This is a genomic window from Microcoleus anatoxicus, assembly GCF_042465725.1.
Lineage (GTDB): Bacteria > Cyanobacteriota > Cyanobacteriia > Cyanobacteriales > Microcoleaceae > Microcoleus > Microcoleus anatoxicus.
Map to the genome: position 1 here is coordinate 5,539,048 of NZ_CP120853.1, position 20,272 is coordinate 5,559,319.

General features: G+C 45.3%; 22 protein-coding genes and 1 pseudogene. 14 read left to right on the forward strand and 9 right to left on the reverse strand.

Going from position 1 to position 20,272, the window contains the following annotated elements:
- Window positions 1-21 precede the first annotated feature (21 nt).
- Entirely contained in the window at window positions 22-558 is a 537-nt protein-coding gene (locus P2A85_RS24065) for a type II CAAX prenyl endopeptidase Rce1 family protein (RefSeq protein ID WP_377475884.1), read from the reverse strand.
- 87 nt (window positions 559-645) lie between these two features.
- Window positions 646-1,290 (reverse strand): phosphoribosylanthranilate isomerase, encoded by a 645-nt coding sequence (locus P2A85_RS24070; RefSeq protein WP_371116113.1) that lies wholly within the window; start codon window positions 1,288-1,290, stop codon window positions 646-648.
- A 134-nt stretch (window positions 1,291-1,424) separates the two neighbouring features.
- Here P2A85_RS24070 and psaK point away from each other — a divergent pair, with 134 nt between their 5' ends.
- The 4 genes from psaK (at window position 1,425) to P2A85_RS24090 (ending at window position 5,905) form a co-directional block, all read left to right on the forward strand.
- Window positions 1,425-1,709, forward strand: coding sequence for a photosystem I reaction center subunit PsaK (psaK, locus tag P2A85_RS24075; RefSeq protein WP_340524359.1), 285 nt, complete (start codon window positions 1,425-1,427; stop codon window positions 1,707-1,709).
- 72 nt (window positions 1,710-1,781) lie between these two features.
- A complete protein-coding gene (locus P2A85_RS24080; RefSeq protein ID WP_377475885.1) occupies window positions 1,782-2,978 on the forward strand; it encodes a site-2 protease family protein in 1,197 nt (398 codons plus the stop codon).
- An 80-nt stretch (window positions 2,979-3,058) separates the two neighbouring features.
- A complete protein-coding gene (locus P2A85_RS24085; RefSeq protein ID WP_377475886.1) occupies window positions 3,059-5,014 on the forward strand; it encodes a CHASE2 domain-containing protein in 1,956 nt (651 codons plus the stop codon).
- Between the two features lie 27 nt (window positions 5,015-5,041).
- On the forward strand, window positions 5,042-5,905 hold the full coding sequence (locus P2A85_RS24090) for a DUF928 domain-containing protein (RefSeq protein ID WP_377475887.1): 864 nt from the start codon (window positions 5,042-5,044) through the stop codon (window positions 5,903-5,905).
- Between the two features lie 114 nt (window positions 5,906-6,019).
- Here P2A85_RS24090 and P2A85_RS24095 read toward each other — a convergent pair whose 3' ends face one another.
- Window positions 6,020-6,781 (reverse strand): biotin/lipoate A/B protein ligase family protein, encoded by a 762-nt coding sequence (locus P2A85_RS24095; protein ID WP_377475888.1) that lies wholly within the window; start codon window positions 6,779-6,781, stop codon window positions 6,020-6,022.
- 144 nt (window positions 6,782-6,925) lie between these two features.
- On the opposite strand from P2A85_RS24095, the gene P2A85_RS24100 reads away from it, so the two are divergent.
- The 3 genes from P2A85_RS24100 to P2A85_RS24110 all read left to right on the forward strand — a co-directional run bounded on the left by P2A85_RS24100 (window position 6,926) and on the right by P2A85_RS24110 (window position 9,504).
- Window positions 6,926-7,252: a thioredoxin family protein gene (locus P2A85_RS24100; RefSeq protein ID WP_377475889.1), complete on the forward strand. Its 327-nt coding sequence runs from the start codon at window positions 6,926-6,928 to the stop codon at window positions 7,250-7,252.
- A gap of 266 nt (window positions 7,253-7,518) precedes the next feature.
- Window positions 7,519-8,169, forward strand: coding sequence for a Uma2 family endonuclease (locus tag P2A85_RS24105; RefSeq protein WP_377475890.1), 651 nt, complete (start codon window positions 7,519-7,521; stop codon window positions 8,167-8,169).
- 93 nt (window positions 8,170-8,262) lie between these two features.
- On the forward strand, window positions 8,263-9,504 hold the full coding sequence (locus tag P2A85_RS24110; RefSeq protein WP_377475891.1) for an LL-diaminopimelate aminotransferase: 1,242 nt from the start codon (window positions 8,263-8,265) through the stop codon (window positions 9,502-9,504).
- Between the two features lie 61 nt (window positions 9,505-9,565).
- Here the strand turns inward: P2A85_RS24110 and P2A85_RS24115 are convergent, their stop codons facing one another.
- Entirely contained in the window at window positions 9,566-9,820 is a 255-nt protein-coding gene (locus P2A85_RS24115) for a DUF6737 family protein (RefSeq protein ID WP_377475892.1), read from the reverse strand.
- A gap of 22 nt (window positions 9,821-9,842) precedes the next feature.
- Window positions 9,843-10,013: a hypothetical protein gene (locus P2A85_RS24120; RefSeq protein WP_377475893.1), complete on the reverse strand. Its 171-nt coding sequence runs from the start codon at window positions 10,011-10,013 to the stop codon at window positions 9,843-9,845.
- Window positions 10,014-10,284: 271 nt separating this feature from the next.
- Here P2A85_RS24120 and P2A85_RS24125 point away from each other — a divergent pair, with 271 nt between their 5' ends.
- The 7 genes and pseudogenes from P2A85_RS24125 to P2A85_RS24155 all read left to right on the forward strand — a co-directional run.
- The gene (locus tag P2A85_RS24125) at window positions 10,285-10,947 is read left to right on the forward strand and encodes a VWA domain-containing protein (RefSeq protein WP_341738681.1); all 663 of its coding nucleotides are present in this window, start codon (window positions 10,285-10,287) and stop codon (window positions 10,945-10,947) included.
- Between the two features lie 118 nt (window positions 10,948-11,065).
- Window positions 11,066-11,851 carry a PP2C family serine/threonine-protein phosphatase gene (locus P2A85_RS24130; RefSeq protein WP_377475894.1) on the forward strand — a complete coding sequence of 262 codons (786 nt, stop codon included), beginning with the start codon at window positions 11,066-11,068 and terminating at the stop codon, window positions 11,849-11,851.
- 205 nt (window positions 11,852-12,056) lie between these two features.
- Complete coding sequence (locus P2A85_RS24135) at window positions 12,057-12,752, forward strand: hypothetical protein (protein ID WP_377475895.1); 696 nt, start codon at window positions 12,057-12,059, stop codon at window positions 12,750-12,752.
- Between the two features lie 416 nt (window positions 12,753-13,168).
- Window positions 13,169-14,191 (forward strand): ribonuclease III domain-containing protein, encoded by a 1,023-nt coding sequence (locus P2A85_RS24140; RefSeq protein WP_377475896.1) that lies wholly within the window; start codon window positions 13,169-13,171, stop codon window positions 14,189-14,191.
- Between the two features lie 140 nt (window positions 14,192-14,331).
- Window positions 14,332-16,443, forward strand: coding sequence for a DNA-binding protein (locus P2A85_RS24145; protein ID WP_377475897.1), 2,112 nt, complete (start codon window positions 14,332-14,334; stop codon window positions 16,441-16,443).
- A 213-nt stretch (window positions 16,444-16,656) separates the two neighbouring features.
- Window positions 16,657-16,959, forward strand: a complete 303-nt coding sequence (locus tag P2A85_RS24150) for a hypothetical protein (protein ID WP_377475898.1) — start codon at window positions 16,657-16,659, stop codon at window positions 16,957-16,959.
- Window positions 16,960-17,005: 46 nt separating this feature from the next.
- Window positions 17,006-17,107, forward strand: a pseudogene (locus tag P2A85_RS24155) (IS1 family transposase); the annotation flags it as partial.
- Window positions 17,108-17,136: 29 nt separating this feature from the next.
- Here the strand turns inward: P2A85_RS24155 and P2A85_RS24160 are convergent.
- The 4 genes from P2A85_RS24160 to P2A85_RS24175 all read right to left on the reverse strand — a co-directional run bounded on the left by P2A85_RS24160 (window position 17,137) and on the right by P2A85_RS24175 (window position 19,838).
- Entirely contained in the window at window positions 17,137-17,226 is a 90-nt protein-coding gene (locus P2A85_RS24160) for a DUF4058 family protein (RefSeq protein WP_377475899.1), read from the reverse strand.
- Window positions 17,223-18,002, reverse strand: coding sequence for a DUF4058 family protein (locus tag P2A85_RS24165; protein ID WP_341739761.1), 780 nt, complete (start codon window positions 18,000-18,002; stop codon window positions 17,223-17,225). Before P2A85_RS24165 ends, P2A85_RS24160 begins: the two co-directional genes overlap by 4 nt.
- Before the next feature lie 189 nt (window positions 18,003-18,191).
- Complete coding sequence (locus tag P2A85_RS24170) at window positions 18,192-18,500, reverse strand: hypothetical protein (RefSeq protein ID WP_340551113.1); 309 nt, start codon at window positions 18,498-18,500, stop codon at window positions 18,192-18,194.
- A 237-nt stretch (window positions 18,501-18,737) separates the two neighbouring features.
- Window positions 18,738-19,838, reverse strand: coding sequence for a precorrin-8X methylmutase (locus tag P2A85_RS24175; RefSeq protein WP_377475900.1), 1,101 nt, complete (start codon window positions 19,836-19,838; stop codon window positions 18,738-18,740).
- Window positions 19,839-20,272 lie beyond the last annotated feature (434 nt).

Consider the following 20,272-nt stretch of genomic DNA (forward strand, 5'->3'; position numbering starts at 1 on the left):
AGTTGTACTCGACTTTTATATTTAACCATATAGCCTCCTGTAACCGCCCAATAGCAGCAGCCAGACTGTCACCGCCAGCCAGTGAATCAGCACAGCCGGCCATACTGAGCCACTTTGGAGGTATGCAATGCTACACGCGACCCCCAAAACTGCCGCCAGTAGCAAAAACACTGGATTGAGAAAGGTCGATCGCCCCACTGGGTAAAAAGTCAGCCCGTTGAGCGGATGGTAGACTATAAACAGCGCCAAACTCAGACTTACCCAAAGCCCTAGCGTTAACCCAGAAGCATTTTCCTGCTTGTGGGGTAGCATTAAAACACGGAACCAGATTTCCTCGCTGATGCCGGGACTGAATAAACAGCCCACTGTTACCCCAATAATTGTACGCCTTCTTGTTTGCGGATCTACTTTCAGAAATCCTGACCAAAAACCAATGGGAAGCGCGATCGCACTATAAGCCACCACCACCAGCACAGTAATCAGCCAATCAGTGCGATCGGGCATAGTTGAAACAGCCATGGTGACTCGATGTGCAAGTAGTGCTAAGTAATTAGTCATTAGTTATTGGTTAATCGATCTTCTTCTTTCTTACTTCCCCCCTTGGGGGGGGCTGGGGGGGGTTATTCTTCCTAGTCATTAATTGCGTTACTTATTAATTTTTTTTAGTCGATCGAACAAATCGGCAACTTTTGTCAAATCTTTATCTCCGGGGGCGATTTCTACGCCGCTAGAAAGGTCAATACCGCTAAAATTATTACCGGCAAAACTGCCGATCGCATTTAATACATTATCCGGCCTCAAACCCCCAGCCAGCAACCAAGGACAACTTGGTCGAAACTCTGCTAACATTTTCCAGTCGAGGGTTTTGCCAGTACCGCCTAGTTGGTCGGGATGGTAAGCATCCAGCAGTAAAGTATCCACATGAATAGCATACATATTCGCCATGTCTAAAGTTTCAGGAGTCTTAACTCTCAGGGCTTTGATAATTTCAATTTTCGGTAACAATTCCCGCAGTCGATCGCCATATTCCGCTGTTTCATCTCCGTGTAACTGCACCCCTGTTAAATTAGATTTAACAACTACTTGACAGATATTTTCAATTGTGCTATTGGCAAATACACCGATGCGATCGACTGTTGCGGGCAAGTGCTCAACAATTAGACGAATAGTTTCGGGGTTGACATAGCGGGGGGAAGCGGGAACGCAAATAAACCCCAAAGCCTGGGCTCCCAAACCGGCGATCGTCATACCCTGCTCTACTTTCGTGATTCCGCAAATTTTCACCCGCATCAGCCCTTCTCCCTTGCCAATTTGTATCAAAATATCAATCAATTGTTAACTATTAAAACAAATCTTAGTTTAAGCCAAAACACTTTTTATAATTTGATAGCTGAATTTATCTGTGAGACCGGGAGCATAATAACGTGATTTACTCATCTTTGCTGTTAGTAGCACAATCGACCATTCCCTCAACACCGGAGTGGTCGCCAATGGTAGCACTGACAATGATCTTGTGCAACTTACTGGCGATCGCGATCGGCTACTACGGCATAAACAAACAAAACCGAGGCAAAGGCCCAGCTTTACCCCTGGTGATGCCAGGAATGTTCAAAGGCTTCGGGATACCAGAATTGTTAGCAACAACCAGCCTCGGCCACTTACTCGGAGCAGGAGTAATCTTGGGCTTAGGAAACGCCGGAGTTCTCTAAAAAAAAGGGAAAGGGGAACGGAGGATATAATAATAGAAACTCTTCCTTATTCTCCTTTCCCAGGAAAACTTCATGCAGACAGGTTGGCGAGTCGGCTCCTTATTTGGCATCCCGCTGTTTTTAGATTACTCGTGGTTTATCATCTTAGCCCTAGCAACCCGCGCCTATGCTAGCAGTTACAGTGTGTGGGGGCCAGCCTTGGCATGGAGTGCCGGATTAGCGGTAGCTTTGATGCTGTTTGGTTCCGTACTGCTGCACGAATTGGGACACAGCTTGGCGGCCATGTCCCAAGGCATTAAAGTTAATTCTATTACCCTATTCTTATTTGGTGGAGTTGCCTCCATAGACTCGGAATCAAAAACTCCCGGTCAAGCTTTTCAAGTAGCCATCGCTGGCCCTCTCGTCAGCTTCGGACTGTTTTTAATCCTTGGTTTAGGTTCTCAAGTTCTGCCACGAACAAATTTGTTAGCCATAGTCACAGAAAGGGTAGCAGAAATCAATCTAGTTTTGGGATTATTTAACTTAATTCCTGGTTTGCCGCTAGATGGAGGACAGGTTTTAAAAGCAGCAATTTGGCAAATCACTGGTTCTCGATTTACGGGTGTTCGCTGGGCGGCAAAAATCGGACAAGTTTTAGGTTGGTTAGCCGTGGCTTTTGGGCTAACTTTATGCTTCCTAGCACGGGAGTACGGGGGCTTGTGGATGGCACTAATCGGCGGGTTTGCCATCCGTAATGCGAAGGCTTACAGCCGTTTTGTTTCCTTGCAAGAAGCCTTGGTAAAAACTAAAGCGGCTGAGGTTATGAGTCATGAATTTCGAGTAGTTGATGCAAATTCAACCTTGCGAGAATTTGCCGATCGATATTTGTTAGAAGTAAATCCATTGCCATTTTACGTTGCAGCAGCCAAGGGACGGGATTTAGGTTTAGTGTCGATCGACGATATCCGCTTCACAGAACGCAGTCAGTGGCAAATGCAGACTCTGCACAACATTTTGAAACCCCTGGAAAAAAACCCCACAGTCTCCGAAAAGGCATCCCTAGCCGAAGTAATTAGCACTATGGAATTCCGTCAACTGGCCCGAATCATCGTCCTCTCGCCCATCGGTTCAGTGGTGGGGACGATCGATCGCGGTGACGTGATAAAAGTTTTGGCAAAACACCTCAAACCCAGCATTTCCGAAGCCGAAATCAAGCGCTGCAAAGCCGAAAATAGCTATCCCCAGGGATTGCAATTAAGTGCGATCGCCAAAACCGCACAGGACAACTAAAAATTGGGCATTAATCAGGGGCATTTATGAAAAATCAAGATGTGGTGCAATTTTTCAAGGAGAGTTGAAAAAAAAAGATTATGCCCCAAATTTTGCAGCAATTTCATCATCAGTTGAAGCAGAGAGATTGGAGTTGGAAAAAGTTAACTAATTCCTGCTCCTTCGCTGACTTCAAACCTCTGATTATTACCTGCATAGCCGTTACAGCAAGCCTAGGGGCAATCAGGCAATTAGGTTGGTTACAGCCATGGGAATTAAATGCTTTCGACCTCATGGTTCAATTACGTCCTGATGCAGGTGTTGACTCCCGGTTGCTGGTAGTAACAATCACCGAACAAGACATTAATAATATTGGTAAATGGCCAATTACCGACCGCACTTTAGCCAAAGCGATCGCCGAAATTGACCGTTTTGAACCTACAGCTATTGGCATAGATCTAATTCGCAATACTCCCTACGAACCCGGAAATGCCGAATTAGCAACTCAACTGAAAAACCCGAAATTAATCCCCATTACCTTCATAGGTAACTCCAAGTACGATCGAGCACCACCACCTCCTAACATACCCGAAAATCGGGTAGGCTTTAATGATTTAGTTATCGATCCAGACGGTAGAGTGCGTCGTAATTTGATGTTTGCTGGCGATGGTGAAAAAACACTAAATTCATTGTCAATGCAGCTAGCATTTGCTTATTTTAAAAGTAAAAATATTGAGGGTAAGCTCACCGAAAAAAATGAAATCCAGGTCGGTAAAACAGTATTTTCTAAGTTAGAAACTAACTCAGGAGGTTATCATAACATTGATGCCCAAGGCTATCAAGTCGTGCTTAATTACCGCTCGGCTGAAAAAATAGCAAATACCGTGACACTAACTGAGGTATTGGCCGGAAAAGTTGACCCGAAATTAGTGACAGGTAAAATAGTCCTGATCGGCGTGACAGCCTTAACCGTAAAAGATATCTTTTACACTCCTTACAGCGCTACTGCTAGTGGAAATCGCCGGATGCCAGGGGTATTAATTCATGCCACGGCGACTAGCCAAATACTCAGTGCAGTTTTAGACGGTAAAGGGCTATTTTGGTATTGGGATGAATGGCAAGAAATATGCTGGATTGTGGGTTGGGGGGCTGTCGGTGCTTGTTTGGCTTGGCGGCTGGAAAATGCCATGAGTTTTATCGGAAGTGCGATCGCAGCTTGCGGCTCGTTATTCGGATTCACATTTTGGCTATTTATGCAACAGGGATGGATACCTCTGGTGCCGCCTAGTCTGGCACTTTTAATCACCGCAGGAGTCATAGTCACCTATAAGTACGAGCAGTCGAAGCAACAGCAAGGGATTGTCATGAAATTATTAGGACAACAAACTTCACCTGCGATCGCCAATGCTCTTTGGAAAGAGCGCGTCCATTTACTCGAATCTGGTTTATTACCAGGCCAAAAAGTTATTGCTACTATCATCCTCACAGACTTACAGGGTTTTAGTACAATCTCGGAAAAACTACCACCAGAAGTGGTAATGAGTTGGTTAAATGAGTATTTATCCGCCATGGCCCAAGAAGTCCAAGCCCATCAAGGTGTGATTAATAAATTTACTGGAGATGGAATGCTGGCAGTATTTGGTGTACCTATTCCCCGCACAACTCCCGAAGAAATTGCCAAAGATGCTAGCCTCGCTGTCTCTTGCGCCCTAGCCATCGGTTCCCGTTTACCACAAATGAATCAAAATTGGCTCGATCGGGGTTTACCGTCAGCAAAAATGCGAGTAGGCATCTTTACAGGGCCTGTGATGGTAGGTAGTTTGGGAGGTACAACCCGTTTAGAATATGGAGTGATCGGCGACAGCGTAAATATTGCCTCTCGGCTGGAAAGTTGCGAAAAGGATCGACAAGAAGACACTTGCCGAATATTGATTGCAGAAGAAACCTTGCTGCATCTGGCAGATAAATTTGAAGTAGAATCTTGGGGACCATTACCCTTGAAAGGTAGGGAACAAAAAGTTAATGTATACCGAGTTTTGGGAACAAAAAAAAAATAAAAGGACAGCATCTATCCCTAAAAAATCATGAATCCAATGAAAAGATTTACTAAGTTTCTTCTCAATCTCACATCCGTTAGCTCCATCCTATTGATAGCCACACTTGATGTTTCCCAATTCGCAGTGATGGGGCAGGTATCTCCAAATATAAATGGGAAACCAGGGACTGAACCGGGAGGACCGCGCTTGGCTCCCCCCACTCCAGGGAAACCAGGGACTGAACCAGGAGGACCGCGGTTCGTTCAACCTACTGACGAGGTTTTGTTTTCCGGCGATAAACTAAGAGTAACCCGCACAGCAAATTCATGTATCAAGGGTAAGATAGACTTTACCGCCTTAGTACCAGAAAATAAAAGCGCACGTACTGTCTCAGAATATCCTGTATTCTTTTTCTACTTACCTCAAACAGATGCACCACAAGCCGAGTTTGTCCTGCAAGATGAAAACGGGAAACAGATTTATCAAACTACCCTAAAAATCAACAATTCATCAGGGGTAACAGGTGTGAGTATTCCCGCCAATGGCAATATGTCGCCCTTGCAAGTAGGCAAAAATTACCGTTGGTTTGTGGCATTGATTTGCGACCCTCAAGACAGATCTGCTGATGTATCCGAACAAGGTATTTTACGTCGAGTTGAACTCAGTGCAGATATCCGCAGTAAGTTAGAGAAAGCTGATGTGCGAGAAAAAACCTTTATTTATGCTCAGAATGGGATTTGGCAAGATGCTCTGAGCAATTTAGCAGCCGCTCGTCTGGCTAATCCCAATGATGCCAAACTAACTGCGGATTGGGCCAGCTTGTTAGATTCAGTAAAATTGGGCGAAATTGCTCCAGAGCCGATCGTGGAAATCGCTCCAGAGCCTAGCACTCCAATCGAGCCACAGCCATAGTTTATTGTCCACGGGTGCATCTGTGTTTTGCAAATATATTCGTAGGATGCTCTAGCATGACCGCTGTAAATCTCTGGCGCGAGCTAATAAATTGTCTGCGGTCATGCTTCGCCCTTACAAAATCGGGATGCTCCCTATCAGTGCAACCGGAATCGATCTAATTTCCAACCATTCCCGTTCAGAAAGTGGTTGCACTTCCAAATGTATTTCAAAACAACGACAAGCAGCCATTTTCAAAGCTTCAATTAGAGTTTTTATTAAATCATTTCCATCTTGAACTAGAGGTGATTTCATGGTAATTAATTCTTCTCCAAAAACTTGATAAAATAAATCACAATCCGGCTGTAAACGCATAGAACCGTGTTGCAAAATAGCATCGCCCCTGCGTAATTGGGCGCTACCAATTAACTTATAGCCATCAGGTGTAACTAAATCTGCACCCGTCGCAGTTCCAAAACAATTAGGATTGTGAATGTAATTTCGTCCGGCTTCCCCGTAGTGCAAATCCACACCCATCGCCTTCCAACCTTCAATCAAAAACTGGCAGATATCCTGATAAGCTTGGAGACGACTCCCCGCAAATCCCGACACTACCACCGCATAAGTTAAATCTCCCTGGTGCAGCACAGCCCGCCCGCCGCTTGGTCTGCGTACTAAGTCTACAGACATTCCGCGCCAAGATAGCTGCTCCCAAAAGTCTGGCCATCGGCGTTGGTGATAGCCCAAAGAAATTGTCGCTGGTGTCCAAGTATAAAATCGTAGAGTTGGCGGAATTTTGCCGGCCAGATGCTGTTCCAGGAGCCATTGGTCGATCGCCATCTGCACCGTACCAGAAGCTTGCAGCAGCGGAATTAAACGCCAAACAGAATTAGTCATCGGTCTCCAGTCCTCAGTTTGCGTTCCATAATGGACAGGATGTTTTAAAATTGGTAATAGTCATGGGAAGCTGTGAAAGTAAGTTTGTGTAAATTTCACCGATCCAATGCTGTAGCAATAAATAGGAAAAATAATTCTTTAACCATGAGCAACAGTGTAATTGTCATTACCGACGAAAAGTTTGAAACGGAAGTCCTGAAAGCAGAGCAGCCAGTGCTTGCCTACTTTTGGGCTGCTTGGTGTGGCCCTTGCAAACTGGTATCGCCTTCGATAGACTGGATCGCAGAAAATTACAGCGATCGGCTGAAAGTGGTTAAAATGGAAATTGACCCCAATCCAGCTACTGTCAAACAGTATAAAGTAGAAGGAGTCCCTGCTATCAGGCTGTTTAAAAATTCTGAATTAGTGATGTCTCACGAGGGAGCTATTACTAAACAAAAATTGACAGGTTTGTTAGACGCTAATTTATAAATTTTTGAATGTTGAGATATTTGTCCTTGGATGGGTGCGGGTTTATGAGATTAGTCTTAGGTAATGATTGTCGGTAAAACCTGCCCCCGGCCAAGGCAATGTACTCGTTCATCAACTTAGCAGATACCCGATTTCACAAAAGTTGTCTAGGAGCTAAAAAAACATTTTATGGCTTGTTTAAAGCCTTTTAGATGACAATATTTTTGTAAGTTTAGAAAAACTTACACAAACCTCTAGCCACGGCCCGATCGCACTTCTAAAATCTTATGGTAACACTTCAGCTCAGACAGCTCGATATTCCCCTAGGACAGCGAGTGCTGCTACACGATGTTAGTTGGTCAGAATTTGAAGCAATTTTAGTAGAAATGGGTGAATATCGCTCCGCGCGCTTAGCTTATAGCCAAGGAACATTGGAGATTCGGATGCCTTTACCAGAACATGAGGTAGATAAAGAACTAATTGGTGATATGGTGAAAATATTACTAGAAGAATTAGAAATAGATTGCGAGTGCTTTGGTTCCACGACTTTTAAACGAGAAACCCAAAAAAGCGGTGTGGAACCAGATCGGTGTTTCTATATTGAAAACCATCAGCAAATGAGAGGGAAACGGCGGGTGGATTTAACAGTAGATCCTCCTCCTGATTTGGCAATTGAAATCGATGTCACTTCCAAAACGCAATTAGATGCTTATCAAGCTTTACAAGTTCCTGAACTGTGGCGGTATGAAAATAATCAATTGCAAATTAATGTACTGCAAGATGGGAGATATGTTGCATTCCCAAGTAGCCCTATTTTTCCAGGATTACCAATTGTTGAAATGATAGCCGAGTTTGTAGCTCAAAGTACAAGTCTAGGTAGAAGCGCGAGTTTAAGAAATTTTCGCGATCGCATTAGGCGGCTAGAAAAAATGTTGTAGAGGTAGGTTTCACAAACCATTGATTTGGGAAACAAACCATATAGTAAACTTGCATCTACAGGAACTAAAATTACAAAATTAATTGATAAAACTATGAAATTTGCCGATCGCTTACAACCTCTACAATTTAATGTATTTGCCGATATGGATCGGGCGAAATCTCTAGCGAGAATCGCCGGTAAAAATGTGATTGATTTGTCTCTAGGTTCTTCCGATTTGCCGACTGCTGCTCACATTACAGAGGCGATCGCACTTTCTCTGTCAGACTCCAGCACCCACGGCTATTTGCTGTTTAACGGGACGAAATCTTTTCGGGAAGCAGCCACGACTTGGTACGAACAAAAATTCGGGATTTCCGTCAATCCAGAAACCGAAGTGCTGCCTTTAATTGGTTCCCAAGAAGGCACGGCCCATTTGCCTTTAGCTATACTCAACCCCGGAGATTTTGCTTTGTTGCTCGATCCGGGTTATCCCTCCCATGCGGGCGGTGTTTATTTGGCTGGCGGGCAAATTTATCCGATGCCGTTGTTGGTAGAAAATCAGTTTTTGCCAGTATTTGATGATATTCCCAAACCAGTTTTAGCTCAGTCGAAGATGATGGTTTTGAGTTATCCTCATAATCCCACAACTGCGATCGCACCTTTAGCCTTTTTTGAGAAAGCCGTCGCTTTTTGTCTGGAAAACGGGCTGGTTTTGGTGCACGATTTCCCCTATGTGGATTTGGTTTTTGACGATCGCCATTATAGCATAGATGCACAGCCAAAGCAACAGGCTTACCAGGATATTCCAGGTAACGAGGAGCATCGAAAAGTGATGGCACCGTCTATTTTTCAGGCAGATCCAGATAAAAGCGTGTCGATCGAGTTTTTTACACTCTCGAAGTCCTACAATATGGGTGGTTTTCGAGTCGGATATGCGATCGGCAATGCCCAAATCATTGAAGCACTGCGACAGGTAAAAGCCACCGTAGATTTCAATCAATACCAAGGAATTTTGAATGGAGCGATCGCGGCATTAACTGGCCCCCAGGACACCGTTAAAACCTGTGTAGAAACCTTCCGACAACGGCGGGATACCTTCATCCATGCTTTACAAGACATTGACTGGGAAGTACCATTACCCCCCGCCACCATGTACGTTTGGGCGAAACTCCCAGAACCTTGGGCTTTAGATTCCGTGAAATTTTGCACTGAGTTAGTACAAAGCACAGGAGTTGCAGCTTCCCCCGGTGCCGGCTTTGGCAAATCTGGAGAAGGCTATGTGCGATTTGCCTTAGTTGAATCACCGGAAATTTTGGCAGAAGCTGTCAGAAGAATTGCTGAATTTCAAAGTTGAGTTCCTGCTCGCATTGAATAGGCTCTATCTTCTCTGTACCAACTTTTTGTCCCTATAGTGCCTATTCATTTCGTGCTGATTCCTGGTATTTTTCCAAGATACCACTCGACAGCATGAGTCTGGGCCAAACTAACAAGAAAAAACCCATCCACGCTAATAATGGTATAGCCACTATAACTGTAATCCAAACACTTTTAAATAAAAACCAACTGCCACTAATCAGACTAATTCCTGTCAAAAGAATCGACCAAGGCTGACACCACCAAGGTTTGAAATCCCAAGCGCTAATTTTTTTTAGTTCCGAAACATTTTTCATATTAGTTATTAGTTATTGGTAATTAGTTATTGGTAATTGGTAATTGGTAATTGGTAATTGGTGATTGGTGATTGGTGATTGGTGATTGGTGATTGGTGATTGGTAATTGGTGATTGGTGATTGGTGATTGGTAATTGGTAATTGGTGTTAATTCCAATTCCCCATTCCCAATTCCCCATTCCCAATTCCCCATTCCCAATTCCCCATTCCCCCCTCACCAGTCAGTATCGGTGCCCTTCGACTCTACTCGCCTAACCGCGGACTCCAAGGGTGGAAGGGCTGGATTTACTTTTTTTTGACCGCCGATGAACTCGGATGAGGGCCTTTTTGATCTTTGACCTCATATTTCCCAGTAATGGTAAAATGCGATCGCCATAGCAATTTCAGTTCCATAGGTTGCTAACTTGCTAGGCTAGAAACTAGCAAACCAAAAAATCCAGCCACTCCAAGGTCAATCGCGAACCATGAGACTAGACGAAGCCGTAGAATTTGCCGAAAACCCTGAACCGCGTTGTCCCTGCGTCCTCCTGTTGGACACCTCCGGTTCAATGCAAGGTGCTCCTATAGATGCCTTGAATGAAGGGCTGCAAACTTTTAGAGACGATCTGATTAAAGATGAATTGGCAAAAAAGCGAGTCGAAGTCGCGATTATTTCCTTTGACAATCATATCAAAGTTGTGCAGGATTTCGTGACGGCCGACCAATTCGAGACACCACTGCTGAAAGCCCAAGGACAAACTCACATGGGTGCAGGTATTCAGCAAGCGCTAGATTTAATCGCCGCCCGCAAATCTGAATATCGCAACAACGGAATTACCTATTATCGGCCGTGGGTATTTATGATTACTGATGGAGAACCCCAAGGGGAATCGGACGATATTGTAGACATCGCTTCACGGCGGATTAAAGAGGAAGAAACTAATAAGCGCGTTGCTTTTTTTGCGGTAGGAGTCGAAGGTGCTAATATTAGCCGTCTCGCCGAAATTGTGGAACGGACTCCTGTAAAATTGAAAGGATTGGACTTTAGGGAGATGTTTATTTGGCTGTCAGCTAGTATGCAGCGAGTTTCTCACTCAAAAATTGATGAACAAGTAGCCTTACCACCTCCGGGGTGGGGAACCGTTTAGTCATTGGTTATTGGTGATTGGTTATTTGTTATGAGTCGCAGGTGACAACTAACTACTAACAACTAACTACTAACAATTAACTACTAACAATTAACTACTAACATCTGATAACTGACAAATGACAGAACAAATGACAAAGTGGCAAGTGGTAGCGGCATCGGTGATGGGGACGAGTCACTCCAAGCGATCGCAACCTTGTCAAGATGCCCACTGCTGGCGACTGTTACCCAATGGTGTTTTGGCGGCCTCCGTTGCCGATGGTGCCGGTTCGGCAACACTGGCAGAAGTAGGTGCTAAAATTGCCGTGGAAGCAGTTGTCGAAACAATTTGTGGGCAATCAGAAATGCTGCCTGAAGATGACAGCCAATGGCAAGTATTCCTGACATCGGCACTCCAAGTCGCACGGGCGGCTGTGGAAACAGAAGCCGCGACGCGGGGAGTGGGGGCTAGAGATTTAGCTTGCACTTTAATTGCGGTGGTGGCTACATCAGAATTAATCGCCGTTGCTCAAATCGGTGATGGTGCGGCGGTGGCGGGTGATAATCAAGGAAGTGCGATCGCCCTGACAGTACCTCCCTGTGGTGAATATATCAATGAAACCATTTTTTTGATTTCTCCCAACGCCATAGAAACCGCACAATTTCATGTGCGACGGGAAAAAATGGCGCATTTAGCCGTGTTTTCCGACGGTTTGCAAATGCTAGCCCTGAAAATCCCCGAAGGCGTACCCCACGGTCCATTTTTTGCACCCCTGTTTCGATTTTCGGCTCAAGTTCAAGATGAGTCTGATGCACAACAGCAGTTGGAGTCTTTTTTGCGATCGCCCCGCGTTTCCGAACGTACCGATGATGACTTAACATTATTGTTGGCAAGTTGTTTGAGTTCGCAAGCACCAGAAAATTAACAGTAGACATCTTGCAACAGTGAGTCTTGTAAAACTTTATTAAGTTTGTCCGCAGTAGAAAGAAATTATCTGCGTCGGTTGGCGTTCATCTGCGCTACAAAACCGATTCTGATTTGGGCAAGAAGTCTCATCTGTTCAACGTAGCGGTTCTATAATAAAATCGACTTGTCAACAATTATGCTCCCGTTTAACAGTAGGTCATCACTTGCAAGCACAAGAGATTAAGGATCAACTCAAATCCCTAATTAGCGAAGCATATCCAATAGATCCGAGTTTGGCGAGAAGATTGGATGAAATTTATCGCTGGGTAAAAGATGTCAAACCCGGTTCGCTAACTGCCAAAAAATTTGTGATGGCGTTTCTGCTACAGCTTGTCAGTGATTCCGAAGTTTGGTTGGCTGTCAAATCTCTACCTTCGGAAGCAGCACAGCAAGCTGCCTTTGAGTTAATGAGTTCTGCCGAGAGATATTGGTATAGCTATCTCTTTCCTAAATGGCTGAGTGAAACCGATCGCAAATTTTATATTTGGAAGAAAAAATTAATGGCTGGAGACTTTTATCCGGCTGACGAGCAGATCCTGCAATCGATAATAACTCACATTCAGCAGCGAGAAGATACTTCTTTTATACAGCGTTATATAGCCGATCTTTCGATGGCCACTGATTCCATAGTCAGCAGCCGGGAACATCAGCCTTTATGTATACAAATCACGAGTATTTCGGATGAATTTTCGCAAGAAAAGTATGATAATTGGCAAAAAACTCTTCAGGAATGGGGGATTGACAGAGGATTATTTTTAAGTTACAATCCTAGTATTGAAAATTCGGTAGTTCGATTAGTTAACATGGCATTATACAACAGCGATAATTTACAGCCGGGGACTTACCTAAAATTTTCCTAGAATCCAGAAGGGAGCCGCGTAAATGTTGTTAAAAAAAGTTGTGAAAAAATGTGAATATTTATCTGTCGGCTATTCCTCAGCATTCTCTGCCTTTCCGGGCTAAAAAAATCTAATTTAGACAAAACAAAATAAGATGGCTTTAAGTCCAACCTAGGAACTAGCCGCTGGAAACAGCGATTAGGCACGCAGGAATTACGAATTCAACGGCAAAAAAACCAGGTTTCTCGTTCTGCTACTACTGAAGCTTAAATAACGCAATTAATTTAAGAAACCCGCTTTTTGAGTCCTGGACAACAAAATAGCTTCCTAGCAGATGGGTAACTAAGATATTTGCTATGAATAGACCCTTGTGAAGCCCTAGATATTTCCCTAGCCCGATAGTATAGCAACCTTAAAATTCGATCAAAAATAACACCATGACAGCACAAGGCACAACGACTGTTGAAAAAAGTTTACAAAAAGTGTTGGAAAAACTGGAATCTGCCCGAAAAATGCAGGATGACTGGATGAAAAATGGGATAAATTTTGTAGATTTGTATGTGGATGATGCTGGTGGAGATTGGTTGGCAGAATGGGGAAAAGCGGAAGCAGAAGATTTAGAAGTTGACAGGATTACCAGTATAGATGTTGAGGCTATCAAAATAGCGATCGGCTTTTCTAACTTTCAGAAAACACAATTACTGGAAATAGCCTTGACTCACCGTGGCGATACGAAGGATTTTCGAGGCACATCTTTTGACTCGTCAGTGGATCGAGATGTCAAGTACAAAAGGCTGGCTCTCCTAGGAAGCGCGATTTTGAGTGCGGTTGTCACCGATTACCTATACCGCCAGTATCCTCAGCTCGATCGAGATTGTATCTCAAATTTAAAATCTCAGTTAGTAGACAAGAACAAACTATCGGAGTTTGCGATTAGTTTGAGTTTGCAGGAACTTAGCTTGCAGAGTGTTCATGGGAAAGAAACAGAAAAAAGTGAGTATAAGAGATTTCTGGGGGAAACTTTTGAGGCGGTGTTTGGGGCGATTTACTTGGAGTGCGATCGCGATTTTTTGCGTGCGGGCGACTGGCTGATTCAGAATTTCATCGCCAAAGCAGTTGCTGAGAAGATTAGTCAAAAAAGCGATCTAATTGAAGGGACAAAAATTTCGCCACAAATAGCTGTGAAACGGAGGCGAATCCTGGGTGGAGAAATTTTAGAGGCGATCGCATTTGACTATCTGTACCACCGTTTTCCCGAAGGTAATGTCAGCGATCTAACTCACTGGAAAAAAATGTTAGTGGCCAAAGAGATTTTCCCCAAAGAATTCAAGACAAAATTAGGCAATCAGTACCTGGAATTGGGCAGTAATTTCTCGCGCACCCGCGACTGGCTAGTTAATAATTTTATCAAAACAGCAGTGGCAGAACTGGTAGAGGAGAGAGAAAATCAATTAAACTAAAACTAGAAAACAAATAATGCAGTATTGTGGAATAGGCCTCAAGAGCCTGTTAATAAATTTATCAGTGGGGTCAGTGCTTCCATCAAAAATCCCAAATCCCAAATCTCAAATCGATAGAATCGATATATATATGGAATTCTATGCAGTTGCAGCGGCAATTTAGCGGACAACCGATCGCGATCGACACTAACACGGCGATCGCCAGTGGAGGTGAAGGTCGCATCTATCCCATCCCCCAAGACCAGTCCCTAGTAGCAAAAATTTACCACAGACCGACAGAGGAAGACGGCGACAAACTCACAGTCATGTTCAGTATGCCACCAGATGCGCCGATCGCCGCACCGGGACACGCTTCAATTGCTTGGCCACTGGATTTACTGCATACTGTGGGCGGGCGAGAAAAAATCGTCGGTTTTGTGATGCCCCGCGTCACCAAGGTGTCGCCAGTTCACACTTTTTACACTCCCAAAACCCGTCGCGAACAAAAACCCCTATTTAACTATCTTTACCTGCATCGCACCGCCCGAAATCTGGCAGCCGCCGTCAACGCCCTCCATGTACGGGGTTACGTGATCGGCGATGTGAATGAGTCGAATATCCTCGTCACCGACACAGCTTTAGTAACCTTGGTAGATACGGATTCCTTTCAAGTACGCGATCCCTATACAGGTTACGTTTATCGGTGTCCCGTGGGGAAGCCAGAGTTTACACCACCGGAATTGCAGGGAAAAACTTTTCGGGATATTGACAGAGCCCCAGAACATGATTTGTTCGGCTTAGCGGTGCTGATTTTTCAACTACTGATGGAAGGTACGCACCCGTTTTCGGGAGTTTATCTCGGTACGGATGAACCGCCGCCCTTAGAAGCGAGAATTCGATCGGGCCATTTCCCCTCTGGCACCAAGCGGATTCCCTATCGCCCCATGCCCGCAGCACCAGCTTGGGAAATGCTGCATCCCCGACTGCGACAGATGTTTATCCGCTGTTTTGAGGATGGGCATAGCAGTCCTTTGGCGCGCCCGGATGCCAAAACTTGGGTAAATGCGCTGCGGGAAGCGGAAGATGCTCTAATTACTTGCAGCAAAAATAATCAACATAAATACGGCAATCATCTCAATCGCTGTCCTTGGTGCGATCGGGCAAAACTGCTCAGAGGGCGCGATCCATTCCCCTCGCGGGAAGCAGTCCGCAACGGAGTGAACTTGCAGCCTGCGAAAAATCAGCGTCAGAAGCCCAAACCCCCCGCTGTTGTACGGGAGACCGCAAGATCCAGACAACAGCCTTCTACGGGACTGCCACGGTCTCTAGGTCAATATCAGCCGCCACTGTTGCCGATGCCGATGTCTTCTCGGACTCCGCCTGCGACAGTACCTGTTAGCAAGTTGGAACGGGTATTTCAGGATGCAGGTTGGGGTGGTGTTTGGGGCGGTTTGTGTTTGGCGGCGGTGGCGGGGGTATTTTCGGCGATCGCTGAGGGTGGTGGGGCGATTTTGGGGGCGATTTTTGTGGGTTCGATTTGGGGCGCTTTTTTTGGGATGATATGGGGCATTTTGGCTGTACCTCCGAATCGGATTTTGCGGAAGTGGGTGGGTGTTTTGGTGGGGACTTTGTGGGGGGCTTTTGTGTTGGCGGCGATCGGGGGTGTGGTGTTTGGGGCGATTAGTGAGAATCCGGCGATCGGTCGAGGAATTTGGTCTGGTGTGGGGGTGGGTATTGTCTGGGGCTTGGTTTGGACAAGTTTTAAGCCTCCTCTGATAGTGCCGATGGGGAGAGTTTGGGGCCGACGGGGAGCGTTTTTGGGGGCGGTCTGGGGGGCGTTTTTGGGGACTTTGGCTGGTGTTTGTTTGGGTTCGGGGTTGGTGGTTTGGCAGCAATATAGTGGGACGATGACTCCGGGGAATGAGTTTGCGAATTTGTTGTTGGTGGTGGCGATGGTGGCGGCGGGGGTGGGTTCCCTTGGTGGTACGGTTTCTGGGAGTTTGTTGGGTTTTTGTGGGTTTGCGCCGAAGTTGCCGGTGTCGTTTCAGCCTTCGGGGGTGAGAGGGGGGTTTTTGGGAGGGATTTGGGGCAGTTTCTTGGGGGCGATCGTCGGTATGGTGTTGGGTGGGGGCTTGTCGTTAGTGTTTCCGGCTATCAACCCTGGGGTGGTGGGAGATTTTGCTCCTGTGGCGGGGGCGATCGTGGGTTCGGGTTTGGGAGCGATTTGGGGGGTGGTTTCGGGTATGGTGTGGGGGGCTTTGGGGAAATGGTGAATCCTTTTGGGTGGGAAATGCGTCAATGGGTAGGTGTTAAAATCGAGGTGTAAGATTTTTGGGCGGCGTTGCTGAGTTAGAGTATGAATAGGAGGAATAATTTATGCAATGCCCAGAATGTAAATTAACCCATATCTGTAAAAATGGCAAGAAGAAAGGAAAACAGAATCACATTTGTGTCCAATTCGCTCCATACACTGATAGGTTTTAGAAATGAGCAGTTCACAGAACTTGGTTCAATGCCCAAAATGTCGTTCTTTAGTAAGATTTGATCGGCTGAAAAATCATTTGAAGAAAGTTCATCATGATCAACAATCTGTTGTCGATAGCGAAGAATCTAACGATGAGTCTGATGACTATGTAGATTGGTATGCTTGCAACAGCGTAGATCGAATGGATGGAAGCAAGTATATTGGATATTATCGACGTGAATACAAAGACAGTCGCTTCGGTTCCTTTCCAGTACATGATGACTATAGTGAAGAGTCATGGGCAGATGATAATCCCTGGGAATAGAGTTTGTGGCGTTGCTGAGTTAGAGTATGAATAGGAGGAATAATTTATGCAATGCCCAGAATGTAAATCAACCCATATCCGTAAAAACGGCAAAAAGAAAGGAAAACAAAATCACATTTGTGTCCAATGTTGCCGTCAATTCATCAATCAGGGATTGAAACGATATTAACTTTAGTATCAACAATAGAATTTCAGCCAAGAATGCACTTCTGACCACAAAGCAGGATTCTCAAGATAAGGATTCATCCCTGGAAAATTTGGTGTCATGGCTTCCTTGCAGTAAGTGTTTCATTCATCCAAACAGTATCCGATTCTGACAAAGCGGGAATTGGGGGGCGACTGTAATCAATCCTTAAGTCATAGCTCCCCCGATCGTAAATCTCGTCTAGCAATGACTTTAGATCGATCGCTGGTTCTGGTTCATCAGCCTCTAATGGTACTGGGAATTCAGGAATTTTATCTCGCACGCTTAAGCTGTAAAGTAGAGCCTTTGGACGAGTTTCGCTATGACTCACCACGATTCGATAGTGGCTTTGCTCAAAATCTCCGACCATTTCCATCGATTTCCCCTGGCGCAACAAATCGATTTCAACAAAGTGAGTTGCGCTACCCAAAATTTTTAACCGCTTTGTTTCGTATTGCAACCGCCCGATTCCCACCTGTTTGTTTTTTGGAGAAAGCACCTCAATGATGGTCACAACTTCCTCGGTTTCCACGGCATGAATTTCTAGGTATGCTTCCGTCAAAGTCTCTGGCAAGGGTAGTAATACTTCTGTAGGTTGCGTTTTTACAGCAACCGCGAGATTGGATGCCGGAGATTGAAGAGCTGATGGTGTACTTTGTACTGAGATATCCGGTACACCTATTAGCAAAGTCATATCTTCGTTCACCTCGTATACGCGCTCCTCAATGGCAACAATGTACTTCGGGCGAAGCTTAGGGCCGAGGTCATTGGCAAGAGCGGTAATTAGCCGATGGTGAATTCCCGCCCAAAGGGAAGGATGCTCTAAATAGGGATTCATACCCGGAAAGGGATTAGTCATAAAAAAACTTTTATTCGTGCTGGTGTAATTATAGCCGCAATTAAACTAAACCCCTATTAGGGATTGAAACAAGCCGCAGGCAGCGATCGAACGATCGGCATCGGCAAATTAGATACATAAACTAAAAAGCTGCCAACCCAACAGGTGACAGCTTTTTAGTAGCCGTGTTTGCGATCGCAACGATCGAGCTTAATCGAAGCCAGTCCGACCAATACCCATTTGCAAAAGCATGGTTTTCACATCCTCAAATAATTGGCCGCAGTAGTAATACTGCTTGTGGCGTAAATCGGCTAGATAGTAACCGGCTTTACCGGCATTGAGCCGAAATAGCTCGGTAACAACCTGCTGCTTTGAGATGCCATAATGCAACTCAAAGTCTTGAAAATCTACTGCGAAAGGCAGGGGGTTATAAAATATTTCGCCTTTTTTTAACGCCCACCCGCCCGGTTTGCGTTCTAAGATACGGATGTAATCGGGACAGACAACTGCATCAGACATACGACGTTACATATCTTATGAAAAAGTTTGCGACCGCCCTCAAGGTGGCTCTTGAAGGCGGTCTAAGAAAGACTAGCTAGGCGCTATCAGGGATTGAAACTGCGAAATAAATAATTTAGGATTTACGCAGTGTTTAGAAACCGAGTTTTTTTACAAAAATACTTGATTATCAACCGCAGATTCGGTAAAAAACCCGGTTTCTGATCCCCATCGTCTGATAACTCTCAAAACAAATTTTCACTTGAGATGACAATGACAATTCGGCTTTTCAATCAAAGACTCAACCAAAGCATTCAAAGCCACCGCCGCCAACAATCCACCGCCAAAAGTCCCCACAGTCGTAATATAAGGAACACCCGATCGCACTAAACGCCGTTTCGCCACTGGAGCATGACTAAAACCGATCGGCATACCAATCACCAAAGCCGGTTGCAGTTCCCCTAGCTCGATCGCCTCACAAACAGCCATTAACACAGAAGGCGCATATCCTATCACCAATATACATCCTTTTTCCACTTGCAACAACTGTTCAAACCATCCTTTTTTTTGCCAAAATTCCTGTTCCGCTTCCCCAGGAGCATTAATGTGTGGAGCGTCAATTAAATTGACAATACTTGTTCCCAAATGTGCTAACCTAGTAGCATCCAAAGCAGCAAAAACTGGCGACACATCAGCCACAATTTGACAACGATTTTTCAAAGCTTCCCGCGCCGATTGAATCGCAGTTTCGCTCAACTTCACAAACGGCAATAGGGAACAATCACCACTAGCTAATACCAGTTTTGAAAGCAAGTCTACCTCAATTTCTGAGCGATCGCTCAAATCCGGCAACAAATGCTGCAAAGATTCCTCAAAATTCTCCGGGTGAGAATGCGCCACAGCATCCCAACTCTCCCAAAGTTGTTCCAACTCACCCAGTCCCCCCTCAGTTTCCACCTGCAACAGCCTCATTTGCGCCAATGCTTCCCCTTGAACCGCTTGACAGGAGAGATCCCGCCCCAGCAAACCCTCCAGCGCTAAAGCCGTTTGTCGGAGGCGAACTATCTGCTCAGTAACAGAAAGATACTGTTGCTGTAGAGTCCCCATCAGCGCGTCAGGAGAAGCATCCCCATCAGTTTCTAACAACTTGCGGATGTGGGAAAGCTGAAAACCTTGCTGTTTGAGTGCGACTATTTTTTGCAGTTTCTGCACATCGCTGCGGGTGTAGAGTCGGTAATTAGAGGTCGATCGCACTGCGGTCGAAAGCAGCCCCAAGGAGTGATAATGTCTTACCATCCGGGGGGTGACAGCACCTTGAACTGCTTCTGTAAGTTGTTTGATTGTTAGGTATTTTTGCATTTGATTTGGGATGCTTGGATTGTATATTGGGCCCTCGCATTCACCCGCAGTCCGCCGGGGATTGAAATCCCCGTCTCATAGCAAAAGTCGGTTAAAACCGACTGAAACATTACATCCAATTTTGAACTCTCTTCAGTCCTCTTTCAGAGGACTTGCGCTATGAGACAGGGATTTCAATCCCTGTCGGGCTGTCGGATGTAACGAATGGCAAGTTGAAGGCGAGGGCCCTCGCATTCACCCGCAGTCCGCCGGGGATTGAAATCCCCGTCTCATAGCAAAAGTCGGTTAAAACCGACTGAAACATTAAATGCAACTCTCAACTCTTTTCAGTCCTCTTTGAGAGGACTTGCGCTATGAGACAGGGATTTCAATCCCTGTCGGGCTGTCGGATGTAACGAATGGCAAGTTGAAGGCGAGGGCCCTCGCACTCACCC